The sequence below is a fragment of the Neobacillus sedimentimangrovi genome, from assembly GCF_010614825.1.
In the GTDB taxonomy this organism is placed as follows: Bacteria; Bacillota; Bacilli; order Bacillales; family Cytobacillaceae; genus Neobacillus; species Neobacillus thermocopriae.
In genome coordinates this window covers 1-16,426 of record NZ_JAAFZF010000057.1, presented here as the reverse complement: position 1 = coordinate 16,426, position 16,426 = coordinate 1, and the positions used below count along the sequence as shown (strand labels likewise).

Below are 16,426 nucleotides of genomic sequence, written 5' to 3'. Positions count from 1 at the left end.
TATCTAGTTTTGAGGGAATGAACCTCAATTGAATAGGTCCGGTGGCAATGGCGAGAAGGTCACACCCGTTCCCATACCGAACACGGAAGTTAAGCTTCTCAGCGCCGATGGTAGTTGGGGCGAAAGCCTCTGTGAGAGTAGGACGCTGCCGGGCAAAAAAGAACAACCAAAATTGGTTGTTCTTTTTTTGTAAATAGCAAAATATCTTTTCGACTTCAAAAGGGGTTAGCATAAACGCACTAACACTGAGACACCAACGTTATTTGCCCTACGATCAGTTCACATCTAATTGTTTAAGTTACCTTTGTTTCTGTTGGAGTAATCGCCACAGGAAAGACGAGATAACATAGATATTTCTCGACCTAAGCGATAGCTTTTGAGAGGAGGGCATACAACGCCAAGTAGGTCTCTTGCGCTTTTCCAATTCTATTTTTTTGTTAAGAATTGATAGATTAAAAACGGACTCTTCTTCATTGTTATATGGAGAAATGAATGAATAAAAGGATAATCTCGGTTAGGCATCATTTTTGTCAGTTCACTCCACCACTCTGTTTCATAGCGAGCAATCATGCTTAAGTTATACAACAGTAAGTAATGGATAAGCAGCTCGGGAAAATGAAGATATTTACTTTTATTTAATGGCAGGGCCCAGAATTTTTCTTCCCAATTTAATTTGAATGGTGACCCTTCTGAAATCCATCCCTCTCTCCATTTTAATTGAAGAGCATCCTTTGTAAACTCCACCTTTCCGCTGAATTTTGAAGCAATAAATTCCTTAAAACGATTTTCCGTCATATGATAATGATCAAGGATTTCATTTGGAATGACTAGTTCTTCACCTGTCATTTTCAGAGGAAAATGGGTCTTTTTCCCTGAAAGTAAATAGAATAACTCATCAAGCTCTGGTATGAGCTGCAATAGTTCCTCCATCTGAATTTTTTCTCCCTCTAAATGTTTCATGTGAAACATTTTTTCTGACATAACCGGGAAAAGTCCGTTTTTTTGTAACTTAACTTCATCTTGGAAAAAAAGATAGTTTTGTTTTTTTCTTTTCCTTGTAGAAACTCCATGTGCCAATACGGCTGTTGTTTCCGGATAGGTAGGATCAGCAGTTAAAATACATGCTTTAATTAAGTGAACGAGACCATAAAAAAGCATAATCGGTTTAATGATAAGTGGTGCTTTTTCTGCTTGTTCATAGTAAATTTGTCCATGCTCCAGGTAATAAAGAAAGGCATAACAGTTTTCATAGCTTTTTTGTTCTGGATTGTCAATCTGTGCCTTTACATAGCAATTTTTTAGAAAATCTTGACAATATTCAGCTGAAAAATAACAGGAGAAACTCTCCCAGCCTTTATATGTAATTCGCACAATAAAATCACTCTTTTCAGAAAAATCTTACTTATTTTCTTCTCTTGACAGTATTTTATCCAATTGATAACCTACAAATAATATTTTTTATCGTGGAGGCCGTTAAAATGTGGGAGACTAAGTTTGTAAAAGAAGGATTAACATTTGATGATGTATTACTTATTCCCGGGAAATCTGAAGTATTGCCTAAGGATGTTAATTTACAGGTAGAACTGTCACCGGCTGTTAAGCTTAATATCCCTATTATTAGTGCCGGAATGGATACTGTTACAGAATCAGAAATGGCCATTGCTATGGCCCGTCAAGGTGGACTTGGAATTATCCATAAAAATATGTCCATTGAACAACAGGCAGAACAAGTAGAGAAGGTAAAACGTTCTGAAAGTGGAGTCATAACTGATCCATTCTTTTTGACACCTGAACATCAAGTGTTTGATGCAGAGCATTTGATGGGGAAATATCGTATTTCCGGTGTTCCGATTGTTAATAATGTTGAGGAGCAAAAGCTTGTAGGGATTATTACAAATAGGGATCTCCGTTTTATTCAAGATTATTCCTTTAAAATTTCTGATGTAATGACAAAGGAAAATTTAATTACGGCTCCGGTTGGGACAACACTGAAGGAAGCAGAAAAGATACTCCAGAAGCACAAAATTGAAAAATTACCTCTCGTAGATGAGAATGGTGTGTTAAAAGGGTTAATTACCATTAAGGATATTGAAAAAGTTATTGAGTTTCCTAATTCAGCCAAGGATGCACAAGGTCGTTTATTAGCTGGTGCAGCAGTTGGCGTTACAAAGGACACGATGAAACGCGTTGATATGCTTGTAAAGGCAAACGTGGATGCTATTGTAGTAGATACAGCACATGGTCATTCTAAAGGTGTTCTTGATACTGTTAGACAAATCCGAGAGGCATATCCAAACTTAACCATTATTGCGGGCAATGTGGCAACTGCTGAAGCAACAAAGGATTTAATCGCCGCTGGTGCTGATGTCGTAAAGGTTGGAATTGGACCTGGCTCCATCTGTACAACAAGGGTTGTTGCCGGTGTTGGTGTTCCACAAATTACGGCTATATATGATTGTGCAACAGAAGCAATGAAGCATGGAAAAACCATTATTGCTGATGGTGGAATTAAATATTCAGGAGATATTGTCAAGGCGTTAGCAGCTGGTGGACATGCAGTTATGCTTGGAAGCTTGCTTGCAGGAGTATCAGAAAGCCCTGGAGAAACAGAAATTTTCCAAGGCCGCCGCTTTAAGGTTTACCGCGGAATGGGCTCAGTCGGAGCAATGGAGAAAGGTTCTAAAGACCGTTATTTCCAAGAAGATAATAAAAAGTTTGTCCCAGAAGGTATTGAAGGACGACTTCCATATAAAGGACCATTGGCGGATACGATTTATCAATTAGTTGGTGGTTTACGAGCAGGCATGGGTTATTGCGGTACGAAAGACCTGGAAGAATTAAGGATGAAAGCACAATTCGTAAGAATGACAGGTGCTGGTTTAAGAGAAAGCCACCCGCATGATGTTCAAATTACAAAAGAAGCGCCAAACTATTCTATACAATAAGTTTTTAAAAGAGCAGATTTTAATTCTGCTCTTTTTTCTTTTTGGTGAAAAAGCCCTAGCTTAATAGGAAAAATAACAATAAGATGATTCCAACCTCTGTCTATGATTTGTAGTAGAGTTATGTTAAAATAACCAAAGTGTAATAAATGATGGAGGGCGTTATTGTGAGTAGTTTAAATTTTAGAAAATATATTGCCAGTGCTATGGCTATAATTCTATTTTTTAGCCTTTTTGCCGGAGTCGAAAAAGTTGAAGCGGCACCAGCCTTAAATATCAATGCAGACGGGGCAATATTAATTGATGCGGAAACAGGAAAAGTTTTATATGAAAAAAATGCTGACAGTGTCCTAGGCGTAGCCAGCATGACAAAAATGATGACGGAATACTTATTGCTTGATGCTATCAAACACAAAAAAGTGAAATGGAATCAAGAATATCATGTAAGTGACCTAGTATATAAAATCTCTCAAGATCGTTCCTTATCCAATGTACCATTGCGTAAGGACGGTAAATATACGGTACGGGAACTTTATGAGGCAATGGTTATTTATTCAGCTAACGGAGCAACAATTGCCATTGCTGAGATAATCGCTGGATCGGAAACGAATTTTGTAAAGATGATGAACGAAAAAGCCAAAAAGTTGGGGTTAAAGGATTTTAAATTTGTTAACTCAACAGGTTTAAATAATAAAGATTATCATGGAGGACATACCGAAGGAACTGGTGCTGAAGAAGAAAACGTGATGTCACCACGTGCGGTAGCAAAACTAGCTTTTCATCTAATTAATGAATATCCAGAAGTTTTAAAGACTGCTAGCATTCCAAGGAAAGTTTTCCGTGAAGGAACAGAAGACCGTATTGAAATGATAAACTGGAATGAGATGCTACCAACATTATTGTACAGCTATGAAGGAATTGATGGTTTAAAAACAGGTACAACGGATTTTGCCGGTTATTGTTTTACTGGGACAGCAAGCCGTGATGGCAAAAGGTTTATCACTGTTGTCCAAAACGCGGTAGATTCAAGTGGTAAAGGTAGCTATAAAGCTCGTTTTGATGAAACGAGAAAAATGATGGATTATGCTTTTAATAATACAACAAAGGAAGAAATGGTCCCTAAACATTTCCAAGTGAAGGGGAAAGAAACTCTTCCAGTATCGAAGGGTAAGGAAAAACAGGTAAAAATTCATACAAAATCAGCATTGAATATGATTATTGAAAATGGTGAAAAGGAAAACTATAAACCTGTATTAGTTCTTGATAAAAACAAAGTCAATAAAAAAGGTGAATTGACGGCTCCAATTAAAAAAGGGGAAAAGGTTGGATATATTAAGCTAGTGCCAAAGAATGGTGAGAAAATCACCTATTTAACAAAAGAAGGTCAAAAGAAGGCACAAGTAGATGTGGTTGCTGCTGAAAATGTAGAAAAAGCAAATTGGTTCATCCTTATGATAAGAGGAATTGGAAACTTCTTTGGCGATGTTTGGGATAGTATTTTCTCTACTATTAAAGGATGGTTCTAATAGTCAAAAGTGAAATATTGGAAGGATTCTTGTCTTGACAGGAATCCTTTTTTGTTGATTTAATAATTTTATGAAAAAAGTATTTCTATTAGAAAGATTAATAAAATAATAGAACTATTTTTTAATATGGTGAAGCCAAGGGGGATTATGGAAATGAGAACAGGTACTGACAGAGTAAAGCGCGGTATGGCAGAAATGCAAAAGGGCGGCGTCATTATGGACGTTGTGAATGCAGAACAGGCAAAGATTGCAGAGGAAGCGGGAGCCGTCGCTGTTATGGCTTTAGAGCGCGTTCCTTCTGATATTCGCGCAGCAGGTGGGGTAGCAAGAATGGCTGACCCGACTATTGTGGAAGAAGTTATGAACGCGGTTTCTATTCCTGTAATGGCTAAGGCTAGAATTGGTCATATTGTGGAAGCAAGAGTTCTTGAAGCTATGGGGGTAGACTATATCGATGAGAGTGAAGTATTGACCCCAGCTGATGAAGAATTCCATTTAAATAAAAAGGAATTTACGGTACCATTTGTTTGCGGTTGTCGTGACCTTGGCGAAGCAGCAAGAAGAATTGGCGAAGGTGCTTCTATGCTTCGGACAAAGGGAGAGCCAGGTACAGGCAACATTGTCGAAGCGGTTCGTCATATCCGTAAAGTAAATGCTCAAGTTCGTAAGGTTGTGTCAATGAGTGAGGATGAGCTCATGACAGAAGCGAAGCTGTTAGGCGCACCTTATGAGGTTCTACTTGAAATTAAACGACTTGGCCGCCTTCCAGTTGTAAATTTTGCGGCTGGTGGTGTTGCAACTCCTGCTGATGCAGCCTTAATGATGCAATTAGGTGCAGACGGTGTATTCGTAGGTTCTGGTATTTTCAAATCAGAAAATCCAGCAAAATTTGCACGTGCAATCGTTGAAGCGACAACTCATTACCAAGACTATGAATTAATTGCTGAGCTTTCAAAAGGGTTGGGCACACCAATGAAGGGAATTGAAATCCATACCCTTGCTCCTGAAGCACGTATGCAAGACAGAGGCTGGTAATAAGAAAAGTGGAAGCGTCTTATTTAAGGAGCCAAGATTAGCCAAGTGGATATTTAAGGTTAGCCTACTTGTTGGCTTGGCCGGGATCAAGTGCCTCTGGACGCAGGAGCTGGATAGAATTATCCTTACAAAAGGAATCGGCCAATGACGCCGATTTCTTTAATGAAAAGGGGGATTGTCATGACAAAAATTGGCGTTCTTGCATTGCAAGGTGCGGTCCGCGAGCATATCCAATCTTTAGAAGCATGCGGCGTTGAAGCAGTTGCAATTAAGCGAAAAGAAGAACTGCAAGAGGTTGATGGACTTATTCTGCCTGGCGGAGAAAGTACGACCATGCGCAGATTAATAGATAAATATGATTTCATGGATGATTTAAAAGCATTTGCTAGTAGTGGAAAACCAATGTTTGGTACATGTGCGGGCCTTATTTTATTGGCAAAAAACATTGTTGGTTATGATGAGCCTCATCTCGGTTTAATGGACGTTACGGTGGAGCGAAATTCATTCGGACGCCAAGTGGATAGCTTTGAGGCTGACCTCGCGATCAATGGAGTGGCTGATAATTTCACTGCTGTGTTTATTCGCGCTCCACACATCGTCGAGGCAGGAGAAAATGTAGAGGTACTGTCAAAGCATAATGGACGCATCGTTGCTGCACGTGAGGGTCAATTCCTTGGCTGTTCATTTCATCCGGAGCTGACTGAAGACCATCGCTTAACCGCCTACTTCGTTAAGATGGTAGAAGAGGCTAAGCAAAAGCAACTTGTTTAATATCTGAATAAATTGGTTGCTTTTGGTTTATAATTATAGTAAATTTAGTATTACACAAAATATGTTAAAGCAATGAGAGGAATTAGTAACAAGAGGTTCGTTCTAAAGAGAGCCGGTGGCTGGTGTAAACCGGTGAATGACACTTGTGAATCCATCCTTGAGTAAAGTACGGAATACTCCGGTTTTAGGAGTTAGTAAGTACTTTCGGTATTAAACCGTTATTTTTAATGAGGTGGACAGCAGCTGTTGTCAACCAGGGTGGTAACGCGGGTAACTCTCGTCCCTGTTTAGGGACGGGAGTTTTTTATTTAAAATTTAAGAATGTATATTTGACTTTGAGAATGGTCTAGAGAAGCGCTTTAGCGTCGAGATGCTTTTGCTTCCCGCTCTACGATCAGTTAATATCGAATTGCCGTCGGCTTTTCGAGTTTCCTTTTATCTCAGTTCGAGGAATCATGAGGAAATAGTTTGTGACAAAAGTGGTTGCACTAAAGAGAAAGCTATATGCCACAAACCAGGGCGACTTCGCTTTTCTAAGTCCACGTGTAGTAGGCTGAAAATGAAGAGGATAAAAAACTAATAAAGGAGTGTATTAACAATGCTAGATTTAAAATATCTACGGGCTAATTTTGCTGAAGTAAAAGAAAAACTTAAATATCGTGGAGAAGATTTAACAGATCTCGGTAAGTTTGAAGAATTGGATGTAAGAAGAAGAGAGTTAATTGTCGAAGCTGAGAAGCTTAAATCTAAGCGTAATGAGGTTTCACAGCAGGTTGCTGCATTAAAGCGAGAGAAGAAGGATGCAGATCACCTTATTCAGGAAATGCGCCAAGTTGGAGAACGTATTAAGGAGCTAGATGATGAACTTCGTGGAGTAGAAGAAACGTTAGAAACGTTACTGTTAAGCATCCCTAATATTCCGCATGAATCTGTTCCAGTTGGTGAAACAGAAGATGATAATGTAGAAATTAGAAAATGGGGGCAAATCCGAGAATTTAATTTCGAAGCTAAACCGCACTGGGAAATTGCGGATCGTTTAGGCATACTTGATTTTGAAAGAGCAGGCAAGGTTACAGGCAGTCGATTTGTTTTTTATAAAGGGCTAGGTGCTCGCCTTGAACGTGCTTTAATGAGCTTTATGCTTGATTTACATGTTGATGAACATGGCTATACGGAAATGATTCCTCCATACTTGGTGAACCGGGCCAGCATGACAGGTACAGGTCAGCTTCCTAAATTTGAAGAAGATGCTTTCCTCATTGAAAGTGAAGATTACTTCCTAGTTCCAACTGCAGAAGTACCGGTGACTAATTACTATCGTGATGAAATTCTAAATGGGGATGAGCTTCCAATTCGCTTTGCGGCTTATAGTGCTTGTTTCCGTTCTGAGGCTGGCTCAGCAGGGCGTGACACAAGGGGACTTATTCGCCAGCATCAGTTTAATAAGGTAGAGCTAGTCAAGTTTGTGAAGCCAGAGGATTCTTATGAGGAGCTTGAGAAATTGACTAACGAAGCTGAAAAGGTGCTGCAACTTTTAGAATTGCCATATCGTGTTTTGAGCATGTGTACAGGAGATCTTGGCTTTACCGCAGCGAAGAAGTATGATATTGAGGTTTGGATCCCAAGCTACGGTACCTATCGAGAAATTTCTTCTTGCAGTAATTTTGAAGCCTTTCAGGCACGACGGGCAAATATTCGCTTCCGCCGTGATCCGAAATCAAAGCCGGAGCATGTTCATACGCTTAACGGTTCAGGCCTCGCCATTGGCCGCACAGTCGCAGCCATTTTAGAAAATTATCAGCAAGAAGATGGTAGTGTTGTGATTCCAACCGTACTTCGTCCATATATGGGCAACAGGGAAGTTATTAAGCCAGTATAGTCAATCTTAACCGGGCGAATTTTCGTCCGGTTAAGGTATAATTAGCATTGACATAGGGATACTAATGTGGTAAATTATTTTTTGTTGTTACGGAGGAATACCCAAGTCTGGCTGAAGGGGTCGGTCTTGAAAACCGAGAGGCGGTGAAAGCCGCGCGGGGGTTCGAATCCCTCTTCCTCCGCCATATATCACATTTAATACGCGCATAAAAACTGGAGATAAAAATTCGTTACATGTATGTAACGGATTTTTTTTTGACTTTGAAAGTGGTTTTGTGCAAGCTTCCTCACGGCGAGACGCTTTCACACTCCGCCCTATGATCGGTTAACACCGAATCTCGTTTAGCTCATCATGTTTCTTTTCTTTAAGTTGGAGCGCTACACAATGAAAGCTTTGATCGCATATGCATCACGTGACTGAAAGCGACCGCTTTTGGCAGAAGGTTAAACACCACTTCTCAAAGCGCTTGAGTTTATTTCATAAAAATAACGCATAATGGATTATCCAATATGCGTCTTTGAGGTACTAAGAATTTCATTTAATTTTTCTTCTACTGCATGACAAACTTTTCTTGCGTCTGCCTCACTTTTGATGACATCGGTTGTATCCATGTCGATGATTAATACTTCACTTGCATTATAGCGATTCATAACCCATTCGTCGTAACCCTTCCAAACCTCGAAATAATACTCCTTTAATTCAGGATTAATTTCAAAGCTTCGTCCGCGGGACATAATCCGTTCAATAACTGTTTCAAAGGACCCTTTTAAATAAACCATTAAATCAGGTGCTTTTTTCGGGAGTTCCTCTAACTCCTCCATCATATTGTCAACTAGGTCTTCATAAATTTTGAATTCCAAATCGGAAATTCGCCCGAGGTTTTTATTTACATAAGCAAAATACCAGTCTTCATAAATGGATCGGTCTTGAATGGTATAGATCGGATTTTTCCAGTTAATGCAGTCCTTTACGGTTTTAAACCGTTTGTTTAGAAAAAACAATTGCAAGAGAAAAGGGATCCTTCTTGCCTCCAATTCTTCTGGCGTTAACTCATAATAAAGCGGAAGAATTGGATTGTCATCCACCGATTCATAAAAAACTTTACTTTCAATACCTTTATTTTGAAAGTGTTCCTTCAAAATATCCGCAACACTTGTTTTCCCAAGACCAATCATGCCGCCAATAACGATACTCACTAACATCCCCCTGTTCTATATTGTGTTTGTCCAGCTTCCGGCGCTAAGTGTTGATGCAAGTTTTTCAAAAATATATTCTAAATCTTGTCTGTTTTTTACGAAATCCAACTCATCGCCGTTAAAACGGAGGACTGGAATTTCTGGATGCTCTTTTTCGAAAATTGCCATGGTACGATCATAATCTAGCGAAAGCTGTTCTAAATAAAGTGGACTAATATTTTTTTCCACTTCTCTGCCTCTTTTCTTAATACGCTTTAATAGTGTATCAAGGCTGGCACTTAAATATATAATTACATTCGGACGCGGCATATCTTCCGTCAAGATTTGATAGATCTGATAGTATTTTTTGTATTCTTCATGATTTAAAGTCCGCTTAGCAAAAATCAAATTTTTAAAAATATGATAGTCTGCCACAACAGCTTGACTTTTGCAAATATATTGGGTATTGATATCGCTTAATTGCTTATAACGATTACAGAGGAAAAACATTTCCGTCTGGAAACTCCACTCCTCAATGTTTTCATAAAATTTTCCTAGGAATGGATTTTCATCAACAATCTCTTTCAAGAGATTGAATTTGAAATGTTCTGAAATAGCTTTTGCAAGAGATGTTTTTCCTACACCAATCGGCCCCTCAACGGTTATAAAGGGTGTCCCCCCCATTTGCTGCGCCTCCTTCTCCAATTGCCTGCACATTTTAGCATTTACCGTATGTCACCGGAAAATCTTTGCATCTATATATCTAAAAAACGATTCTTGGCGACAAATATCTACAACAGGAATCGAGTAATTCTACTGTAAATTGACACAAAGAATATTGTAACACAATCTGATACAGGAAGGGATATGGAATTTTTAAGGAAGTTTTTAAAAAGAAGTAAACAAAAAAACCGCCGAAATAACGGCAGTGTGAGAAAATGATTTAATTTTCACGTTTTGTGACATTAAAGTTGTCGACAATTAATAACCAATTTTGCGGGAACGATAGTCCAAGCTTCCAATAGCTCATTCCTCTTAAATTCATTTCCTTAATTAGATCAAACTTTGCCTGAATGGAGCGGGCATCTTCAAACCAAACTTCGTGCTGCTTTCCTTCATCATCTGTATATCTGAAAAAGGGTGCCTGTGCCTTCATATCATATTGAATCGGGACATTTTCTCTAGCAGCAATTTGAATAGCCTGTTGCGGGCTGACCGCTTTTGCAACCGTACCCTGTACAAACGGAAGTGTCCAATCATAGCCATAAAGATTTTGACCCATTAGGATTTTTTCCGGAGGTATTTCGGTTACGGCATAATCAAGGACCCTTCTTACTTGATCAATTGGAGAAACGGCCATCGCAGGGCCACCACTGTATCCCCACTCATAGGTCATGATGACAACAAAATCGACTATTTCTCCATGGGCCTTATAATCGTGCGCTTCATACCATAATCCCTCTTGAGTGGCACTAGTTTTCGGTGCAAGGGCTGTTGACATGAGCCATCCTTCATTTTGAAATCTTTGTTTTGCCTTCCGAAGAAAACGATTATATGCCTCACGGTCAGCAGGACGTAAAAACTCGAAATCAAAATGAATGTCCCGAAATCCATATCTTTTTGCGGTAGCAACAATATTATCAAGGAAGCGGTCTTGAACAGTCATATCATTTAATAAAATTCGGCCTAATTCGTCACTGAATTGATCTTGTTCTTGGTTGTTGATCACCATCATTAAAACATTGCGGTTTGCTCTAGCGATAGCGGGAAAATTATTTAGTAATGGTGGTTTTAATGATCCATCCCGGTTGACTTGAAAGCTGAAGGGGGCTAAATAGGTCAAATAAGGTGCTGCTTCCCGAGCGGCGTTTTCTAATTCAGGGGCAACCGATGTTCCACGCGGCTCTACGTAGGCATTAAACTCTGCATTGCGTTTTCTACCTTGTGGAATGTAAAGACGTAAGCCGACAGAAAGGGGCTGATTAGCTGGTATTCGATTAATTCGAGCAAGTTCTTGGTATGGAATCCCAAATCTTCTACCAATAGAAAATAATGAATCACCTTGTTGGACGAAATAAAAACGGCCTACAATGGGAATAACAATGGACTGTCCTACAACTAGATCATTTGGGTTTGGTAGTTCATTTGCCTCAATAATATCTTGTACCGTTGTTTGATAGGTTCTGGCAATGGAAGATAACGTTTCATTTGGTCTTATGACATGGATTTGCATCTCTATCCCTCCTTATCAAACATACACTACAACCATTCTATGAGGGTGTGAGAGGATACATGTTATAATGTTGTTAAATTTGATGAAGGGTGTAAGGTAAAGGCGGTAAACAAATGGAAAACCAAGATGAATTATTTATGCTAGAAGCAATAAAGGAAGCACAGAAAGCTGATGAAATAAACGAAGTTCCAATCGGTGCGGTTATTGTCCATGACGGTAAAATTATTTCTCGCGCTCATAACTTAAGAGAAAGTGAACAGAATGCGCTTGCTCATGCGGAGCTATTAGCTATTGACAAAGCCTGCAAGTCAATGGGATCCTGGCGTCTTGAGGATACTACATTATATGTTACACTTGAACCTTGCCCAATGTGTGCCGGTGCCATTGTTTTATCCCGAGTTAAACGCGTGGTGTACGGTGCGGCAGACCCTAAGGGTGGCTGTGCGGGGACATTGATGAACCTTTTACAGGATTCGCGCTTTAATCACCAAAGTGAGGTTGTCCGCGGTGTGTTGGAAAAAGAATGTGGACAGATGCTTACCAATTTTTTTCGAAAAATTAGAGAGCGAAAGAAATTAGAAAAAATAAATGCCAAAAAGTGAATTTACAGTAATTTACATTAGATATTCATTGCTTTTTTTTAAGAATGCTTGTATACTAAAAAGGCATCAAATATGACGCAACTTAATAATTGGTATCAACTTTGCCGCGCTAGGTGGGGAGGTAGCGGTGCCCTGTACCCGCAATCCGCTCTAGCGGGACTGAATCCCTTCCCGAGGCTTACGACCTGTAGGGTCTGCCTTAAGTAAGTGGTGTTGACGCCTGGGTCCTGCGCAATGGGAATCCATGAACCATGTCAGGTCCGGAAGGAAGCAGCATTAAGTGGACGCTCCCATGTGCCGCAGGGGTGCCTGGGCCGAGCTAACTGCTTAAGTAACGCTTATGGGCGTAAGTCGACGGAAGGTGCGCGGTAGTGATTTTATACATAAGAGAAAAAAGTAGTCTACGTTTTTTATGGAGAAGAACGAAGTACGTTAAAAACTAAATTTCGAAAAAGTAAAAATATAACAAACTCATCTCAGTCTAGGGATGAGTTTTTTTATGAACTTTATTGATACACTTTGAAATATGAAAAAGGGATACGTTATAATAGTTTTAATGATTACTTTGAAGGGGGCGATCGACGTATGTCTTATCAAGCTTTATACCGTGTCTGGCGACCACAGGCATTTATTGATGTAGTCGGACAAGAACATGTGACAAAGACATTGCAAAACGCCCTGCTTCAGCAAAAAATATCACATGCGTATCTTTTTTCAGGTCCAAGAGGAACAGGTAAGACGAGTGCCGCTAAAATATTAGCAAAGGCAATTAACTGTGAGCATGCCCCCGTAGCGGAACCTTGCAACGAGTGTGAGGCCTGTCGTGGGATTACCAATGGCACGATTCCTGATGTCCTAGAATTTGACGCTGCATCTAACTCTAGAGTAGAAGAGATGCGGGATGTTCTGGATAAGGTAAAGTTTGCTCCAACCGCGGTTAACTACAAGGTCTACATCATTGACGAAGTGCACATGCTTTCCATTAGTGCCTTTAATGCCTTGCTTAAAACGTTGGAAGAACCGCCAAAGCATGTCATTTTTATATTAGCAACAACAGAGCCTCACAAAATACCGTTAACCATTATTTCCCGATGTCAGCGTTTTGATTTTAGACGTATTACGGCAAAATCAATTGTAAATAGGATGAAATTAATTGTAGATGAAACGGGAGTAGACTGCGACGATCGGGCACTTCAAATGATTGCCAGAGCCGCAGATGGAGGCATGCGGGACGCATTAAGTTTATTGGATCAAGCCATATCTTATAGCCAAGACCGTGTGACAGTGGAGGATGCCCTAACAGTTACAGGGGCCGTTTCGCAAGGCTTTTTAAATAAAATGGCCAGAGCATTTCAGGAAAAGGATGTAGCAAGCGGATTAGACTCTCTCGAAGAGCTTTTATTTCATGGGAAAGATCCGGTGCGATTTATTGAAGATTTGATTTTGTTTTATAGGGATATGCTCCTTTATAAAACGGCACCAAACTTGGAAGAATCGCTTGAGAGAGCTATGCTTGATGAAGATTTTCGCCTTTTAGCTGAGGCGACTTCTGCGGAACAACTTTATCAGTATATAGAATTTCTGAATAAAACCCAGCAGGAAATGCGCTGGACTAATCATCCGCGGATTTTCCTTGAAGTGGCAGTTGTCAAGCTTTGTCAAATGGAAACCAAGCAAAGAGAGGCAGCTTCATCTGAACAATTGGAAAAGTTGTTGCAGAGGATTGACCAGCTTGAACAGGAATTGAACCAATTAAAGACAAATGGCATAGCTGCAACAGCGCAAGAAACGGCACCACAACAACAAAAGCCTGCTCCAAGAACAACAAGAAATACGTTCCAAGCGCCTATTGGAAAAATTAACGAGGTTTTAAAAGCAGCAACCAAGAGTGACTTACAGTTAGTTAAATCGAATTGGGGCGAAATGAGAGCTGGTTTGATGAAATCACACGCTGCTCTATTGAATGAGGCAGAGCCAGTGGCAGCTTCTGATACTGCAGTAATTATTAAATTTAAGCATGAGATGATCTGCCAAATGGCCATGAGCAGAAAGGATTTTCTCGAGGCTGTTTCAGCTTCCTTTAGTAAATTAACTGGTAAGAGGTTTTTAATACTAGGGGTACCTGAAGAACAATGGCTAACAATTCGGGAAAATTTTATAAACAGTCAGCATAGCGATGAAGGAGAAAACAGTGGAACTCCTGAGGAGGAAGAACCGCATATTGCTGAGGCAAAGAAACTGTTTGGTGCTGAATTTGTAGAAATTATTGATTAAGCATTGGAGGTATTATAATGATGCGTGGTATGGGAAATATGCAAAATATGATGAAACAAATGCAAAAAATGCAAAAGAAAATGCAAGAGGCTCAGGAACAATTAGGCCAAGAGAAAGTTGAAGGGACTTCTGGCGGTGGGATGGTTAAAGTTGTTGTTACCGGTCATAAAGAAGTCGTAGATGTTCAAATAAAACCGGAAGCAGTAGACCCAGATGATATCGAAATGCTCCAAGACCTTGTTCTTGCTGCTGTAAATGATGCGCTTAAGAAAGCAGATGAATTGACAAATAATACAATGGGTCAATTTACAAAAGGATTAAATCTTCCGTTTTAGTATTAGTATAAAAACAATGCGCGGATTTTGCGTTAAAAATCAGATCAACAGAGCAGAGTGCCTTACTAATATAAGGGAAAACCTTAGTTAAAAGGCACTTTCATTTTTTGTGAGAGGAAAATTGAACATGCATTATCCTGAACCGATTTCAAAGTTGATTGATAGTTTTATGAAACTGCCCGGCATTGGCCCTAAAACAGCTGCACGTCTAGCTTTTTTCGTCTTAAGTATGAAAGAGGATACCGTCCTCGATTTTGCTAAAGCGTTAGTCAATGCGAAACGAAATTTAACTTATTGCTCAGTCTGCGGCCATATCACAGATCAAAATCCTTGTTATATTTGTGAAGATCAGCGTCGAGATAGGAGCATCATATGTGTAGTGCAGGATCCGAAAGATGTAATTGCTATGGAAAAAATGAAGGAATTTAACGGGTTATACCATGTCTTGCATGGAGCAATTTCTCCTATGGATGGGATTGGGCCCGAGGATATAAATATTCCTGATTTGTTAAAGCGTCTCCAAGATGAAACGGTACAAGAGGTAATTCTAGCAACGAATCCTAATATTGAAGGCGAAGCAACAGCTATGTATATTTCACGTTTGTTAAAGCCTTCAGGTATTAAAACAACAAGAATTGCCCATGGTCTGCCGGTTGGAGGGGATCTTGAATACGCAGATGAGGTTACCTTATCGAAAGCTTTAGAGGGCAGAAGGGAAGTATAATAAAGTAACAGTTCATTCCGGGGGTATTGTGAATGTTTTTTCGGCGCAAAGGGCGGCTTAAAAAAGAGTATGATGAAAAGGTAATTATGCAATTAAATCGTTTCAAGGAGAATTGGCAGAAAGAAAAACTTTTTTTGGAAAGAAGCCTTGATCCCTCCGAAGAGGTCGTCTGCCAGACTAAAATTGCAGAAGCGAAATACATTTTTCTTTTAAAAGAAGCAAAAAACAGAAATGTCAGTTTGAAATGAGCTCAAGTTAATACTTGGGCTTTTTTTGGTCTATATTTTATGGCTTGTACATATTTTCTATTGAAAGATACCTTTGGAGGAGGTAAGTCTTATTGAATCCAATTCTCATCATAGCTGTATTAGGGGGATTAATTATTTTATTATTGTTCTCAGGAGCGCCAATTAAGCCTGCTCGATTTGTGGGCTTAGCCGCGATAAAGATATTAATTGGAGCCCTATTTTTATTTTTTTTAAACACATTAGGCAATCAGTACGGTATTCATGTACCAATTAATTTTATCACTTCCGCTATCTCCGGATTTTTAGGCATTCCCGGTTTATTTGCTTTGGTAGCTATTCAACAATGGGTTCTTTAATACCAACCCGCTGAATTCAGTGGGTTTATTTTTTTGAAAAAAGGAGTTGACGGATAGATATAGGTATAGTAATATATAAAAGGTCGCTGAGTTAATAGCGACAAACAAAAAAGTTGTTGACAAAAACAACTCCATATGATATATTGAAAAAGTCGTTTTGATTACGATGGAATATCGATCTTTGAAAACTAAACAACCTAAAACGTCAACAAATTACAACATTCGTTTCTATTGAAACGAAGCCAACGTTAATTTTGTGAGCTAAATCAACTTTTTTGGAGAGTTTGATCCTGGCTCAGGACGAACGCTGGCGGCGTGCCTAATAC

Annotated in this window: 15 protein-coding genes, 1 tRNA gene, 1 rRNA gene, 1 other RNA gene and 1 other annotated feature; of the genes, 14 read left to right on the top strand and 4 right to left on the bottom strand. The window is 39.5% G+C overall.

The features are described 5' to 3' along the window. Window positions 1-37: 37 nt before the first annotated feature. Window positions 38-154 (top strand): 5S ribosomal RNA (gene rrf, locus GZA11_RS14520). Window positions 155-426: 272 nt separating this feature from the next. On the opposite strand, the gene GZA11_RS14515 is transcribed toward rrf, so the two are convergent. Beyond that, on the bottom strand, window positions 427-1,371 hold the full coding sequence (locus tag GZA11_RS14515) for a YaaC family protein (RefSeq protein WP_038538190.1): 945 nt from the start codon (window positions 1,369-1,371) through the stop codon (window positions 427-429). Between the two features lie 107 nt (window positions 1,372-1,478). Between GZA11_RS14515 and guaB the strand changes: the two genes are divergently transcribed. From guaB to GZA11_RS14485, 6 genes are all read left to right on the top strand, one after another. Then, on the top strand, window positions 1,479-2,945 hold the full coding sequence (gene guaB, locus GZA11_RS14510; RefSeq protein WP_038538192.1) for an IMP dehydrogenase: 1,467 nt from the start codon (window positions 1,479-1,481) through the stop codon (window positions 2,943-2,945). A gap of 149 nt (window positions 2,946-3,094) precedes the next feature. Continuing rightward, window positions 3,095-4,468: a D-alanyl-D-alanine carboxypeptidase family protein gene (locus GZA11_RS14505; protein ID WP_038538195.1), complete on the top strand. Its 1,374-nt coding sequence runs from the start codon at window positions 3,095-3,097 to the stop codon at window positions 4,466-4,468. Between the two features lie 153 nt (window positions 4,469-4,621). Further along, a complete protein-coding gene (gene pdxS / locus GZA11_RS14500; RefSeq protein WP_038538198.1) occupies window positions 4,622-5,503 on the top strand; it encodes a pyridoxal 5'-phosphate synthase lyase subunit PdxS in 882 nt (293 codons plus the stop codon). Between the two features lie 180 nt (window positions 5,504-5,683). Beyond that, on the top strand, window positions 5,684-6,274 hold the full coding sequence (gene pdxT / locus GZA11_RS14495) for a pyridoxal 5'-phosphate synthase glutaminase subunit PdxT (RefSeq protein ID WP_038538200.1): 591 nt from the start codon (window positions 5,684-5,686) through the stop codon (window positions 6,272-6,274). A gap of 63 nt (window positions 6,275-6,337) precedes the next feature. Beyond that, window positions 6,338-6,562: a binding site (T-box leader), on the top strand. A gap of 310 nt (window positions 6,563-6,872) precedes the next feature. After that, on the top strand, window positions 6,873-8,153 hold the full coding sequence (gene serS / locus GZA11_RS14490) for a serine--tRNA ligase (RefSeq protein ID WP_163184262.1): 1,281 nt from the start codon (window positions 6,873-6,875) through the stop codon (window positions 8,151-8,153). Between the two features lie 91 nt (window positions 8,154-8,244). Then, window positions 8,245-8,337, top strand: a tRNA-Ser gene (locus GZA11_RS14485). 316 nt (window positions 8,338-8,653) lie between these two features. On the opposite strand, the gene GZA11_RS14480 is transcribed toward GZA11_RS14485, so the two are convergent. The 3 genes from GZA11_RS14480 to GZA11_RS14470 all read right to left on the bottom strand — a co-directional run bounded on the left by GZA11_RS14480 (window position 8,654) and on the right by GZA11_RS14470 (window position 11,561). Further along, window positions 8,654-9,349 (bottom strand): deoxynucleoside kinase, encoded by a 696-nt coding sequence (locus tag GZA11_RS14480; RefSeq protein ID WP_038538206.1) that lies wholly within the window; start codon window positions 9,347-9,349, stop codon window positions 8,654-8,656. 15 nt (window positions 9,350-9,364) lie between these two features. Next, window positions 9,365-10,012: a deoxynucleoside kinase gene (locus GZA11_RS14475; protein ID WP_038538209.1), complete on the bottom strand. Its 648-nt coding sequence runs from the start codon at window positions 10,010-10,012 to the stop codon at window positions 9,365-9,367. A gap of 259 nt (window positions 10,013-10,271) precedes the next feature. Continuing rightward, a complete protein-coding gene (locus tag GZA11_RS14470) occupies window positions 10,272-11,561 on the bottom strand; it encodes a glycoside hydrolase family 18 protein (RefSeq protein ID WP_038538213.1) in 1,290 nt (429 codons plus the stop codon). 113 nt (window positions 11,562-11,674) lie between these two features. On the opposite strand from GZA11_RS14470, the gene tadA reads away from it, so the two are divergent. From tadA to GZA11_RS14435, 7 genes are all read left to right on the top strand, one after another. Next, a complete protein-coding gene (gene tadA, locus GZA11_RS14465; protein ID WP_163184261.1) occupies window positions 11,675-12,163 on the top strand; it encodes a tRNA adenosine(34) deaminase TadA in 489 nt (162 codons plus the stop codon). 104 nt (window positions 12,164-12,267) lie between these two features. Then, an RNA gene (gene ffs, locus GZA11_RS14460) (signal recognition particle sRNA large type) lies at window positions 12,268-12,532 on the top strand. A gap of 216 nt (window positions 12,533-12,748) precedes the next feature. Beyond that, window positions 12,749-14,437 (top strand): DNA polymerase III subunit gamma/tau, encoded by a 1,689-nt coding sequence (gene dnaX / locus GZA11_RS14455; protein WP_163184260.1) that lies wholly within the window; start codon window positions 12,749-12,751, stop codon window positions 14,435-14,437. Window positions 14,438-14,457: 20 nt separating this feature from the next. Beyond that, the gene (locus GZA11_RS14450) at window positions 14,458-14,772 is read left to right on the top strand and encodes a YbaB/EbfC family nucleoid-associated protein (protein ID WP_038542001.1); all 315 of its coding nucleotides are present in this window, start codon (window positions 14,458-14,460) and stop codon (window positions 14,770-14,772) included. A 127-nt stretch (window positions 14,773-14,899) separates the two neighbouring features. Beyond that, on the top strand, window positions 14,900-15,496 hold the full coding sequence (gene recR, locus GZA11_RS14445; protein ID WP_038538222.1) for a recombination mediator RecR: 597 nt from the start codon (window positions 14,900-14,902) through the stop codon (window positions 15,494-15,496). 32 nt (window positions 15,497-15,528) lie between these two features. Next, on the top strand, window positions 15,529-15,744 hold the full coding sequence (locus tag GZA11_RS14440) for a YaaL family protein (RefSeq protein ID WP_038538225.1): 216 nt from the start codon (window positions 15,529-15,531) through the stop codon (window positions 15,742-15,744). A 92-nt stretch (window positions 15,745-15,836) separates the two neighbouring features. Continuing rightward, a complete protein-coding gene (locus GZA11_RS14435; protein WP_038538226.1) occupies window positions 15,837-16,100 on the top strand; it encodes a pro-sigmaK processing inhibitor BofA family protein in 264 nt (87 codons plus the stop codon). Window positions 16,101-16,426: the final 326 nt, after the last annotated feature.

Excerpts from the sequence above, each read along its gene's own strand:
- guaB (WP_038538192.1), top strand. The coding sequence starts at position 1,479 with ATGTGGGAGACTAAGTTTGTAAAAGAAGGATTAACATTTGATGATGTA.
- serS (WP_163184262.1), top strand. The coding sequence starts at position 6,873 with ATGCTAGATTTAAAATATCTACGGGCTAATTTTGCTGAAGTAAAAGAA.
- GZA11_RS14440 (WP_038538225.1), top strand. The coding sequence starts at position 15,529 with ATGTTTTTTCGGCGCAAAGGGCGGCTTAAAAAAGAGTATGATGAAAAG.
- GZA11_RS14450 (WP_038542001.1), top strand. The coding sequence starts at position 14,458 with ATGCGTGGTATGGGAAATATGCAAAATATGATGAAACAAATGCAAAAA.
- pdxT (WP_038538200.1), top strand. The coding sequence starts at position 5,684 with ATGACAAAAATTGGCGTTCTTGCATTGCAAGGTGCGGTCCGCGAGCAT.
- dnaX (WP_163184260.1), top strand. The coding sequence starts at position 12,749 with ATGTCTTATCAAGCTTTATACCGTGTCTGGCGACCACAGGCATTTATT.
- GZA11_RS14475 (WP_038538209.1), bottom strand. The coding sequence starts at position 10,012 with ATGGGGGGGACACCCTTTATAACCGTTGAGGGGCCGATTGGTGTAGGA.
- GZA11_RS14470 (WP_038538213.1), bottom strand. The coding sequence starts at position 11,561 with ATGCAAATCCATGTCATAAGACCAAATGAAACGTTATCTTCCATTGCC.
- pdxS (WP_038538198.1), top strand. The coding sequence starts at position 4,622 with ATGAGAACAGGTACTGACAGAGTAAAGCGCGGTATGGCAGAAATGCAA.
- tadA (WP_163184261.1), top strand. The coding sequence starts at position 11,675 with ATGGAAAACCAAGATGAATTATTTATGCTAGAAGCAATAAAGGAAGCA.
- GZA11_RS14505 (WP_038538195.1), top strand. The coding sequence starts at position 3,095 with ATGGAGGGCGTTATTGTGAGTAGTTTAAATTTTAGAAAATATATTGCC.
- recR (WP_038538222.1), top strand. The coding sequence starts at position 14,900 with ATGCATTATCCTGAACCGATTTCAAAGTTGATTGATAGTTTTATGAAA.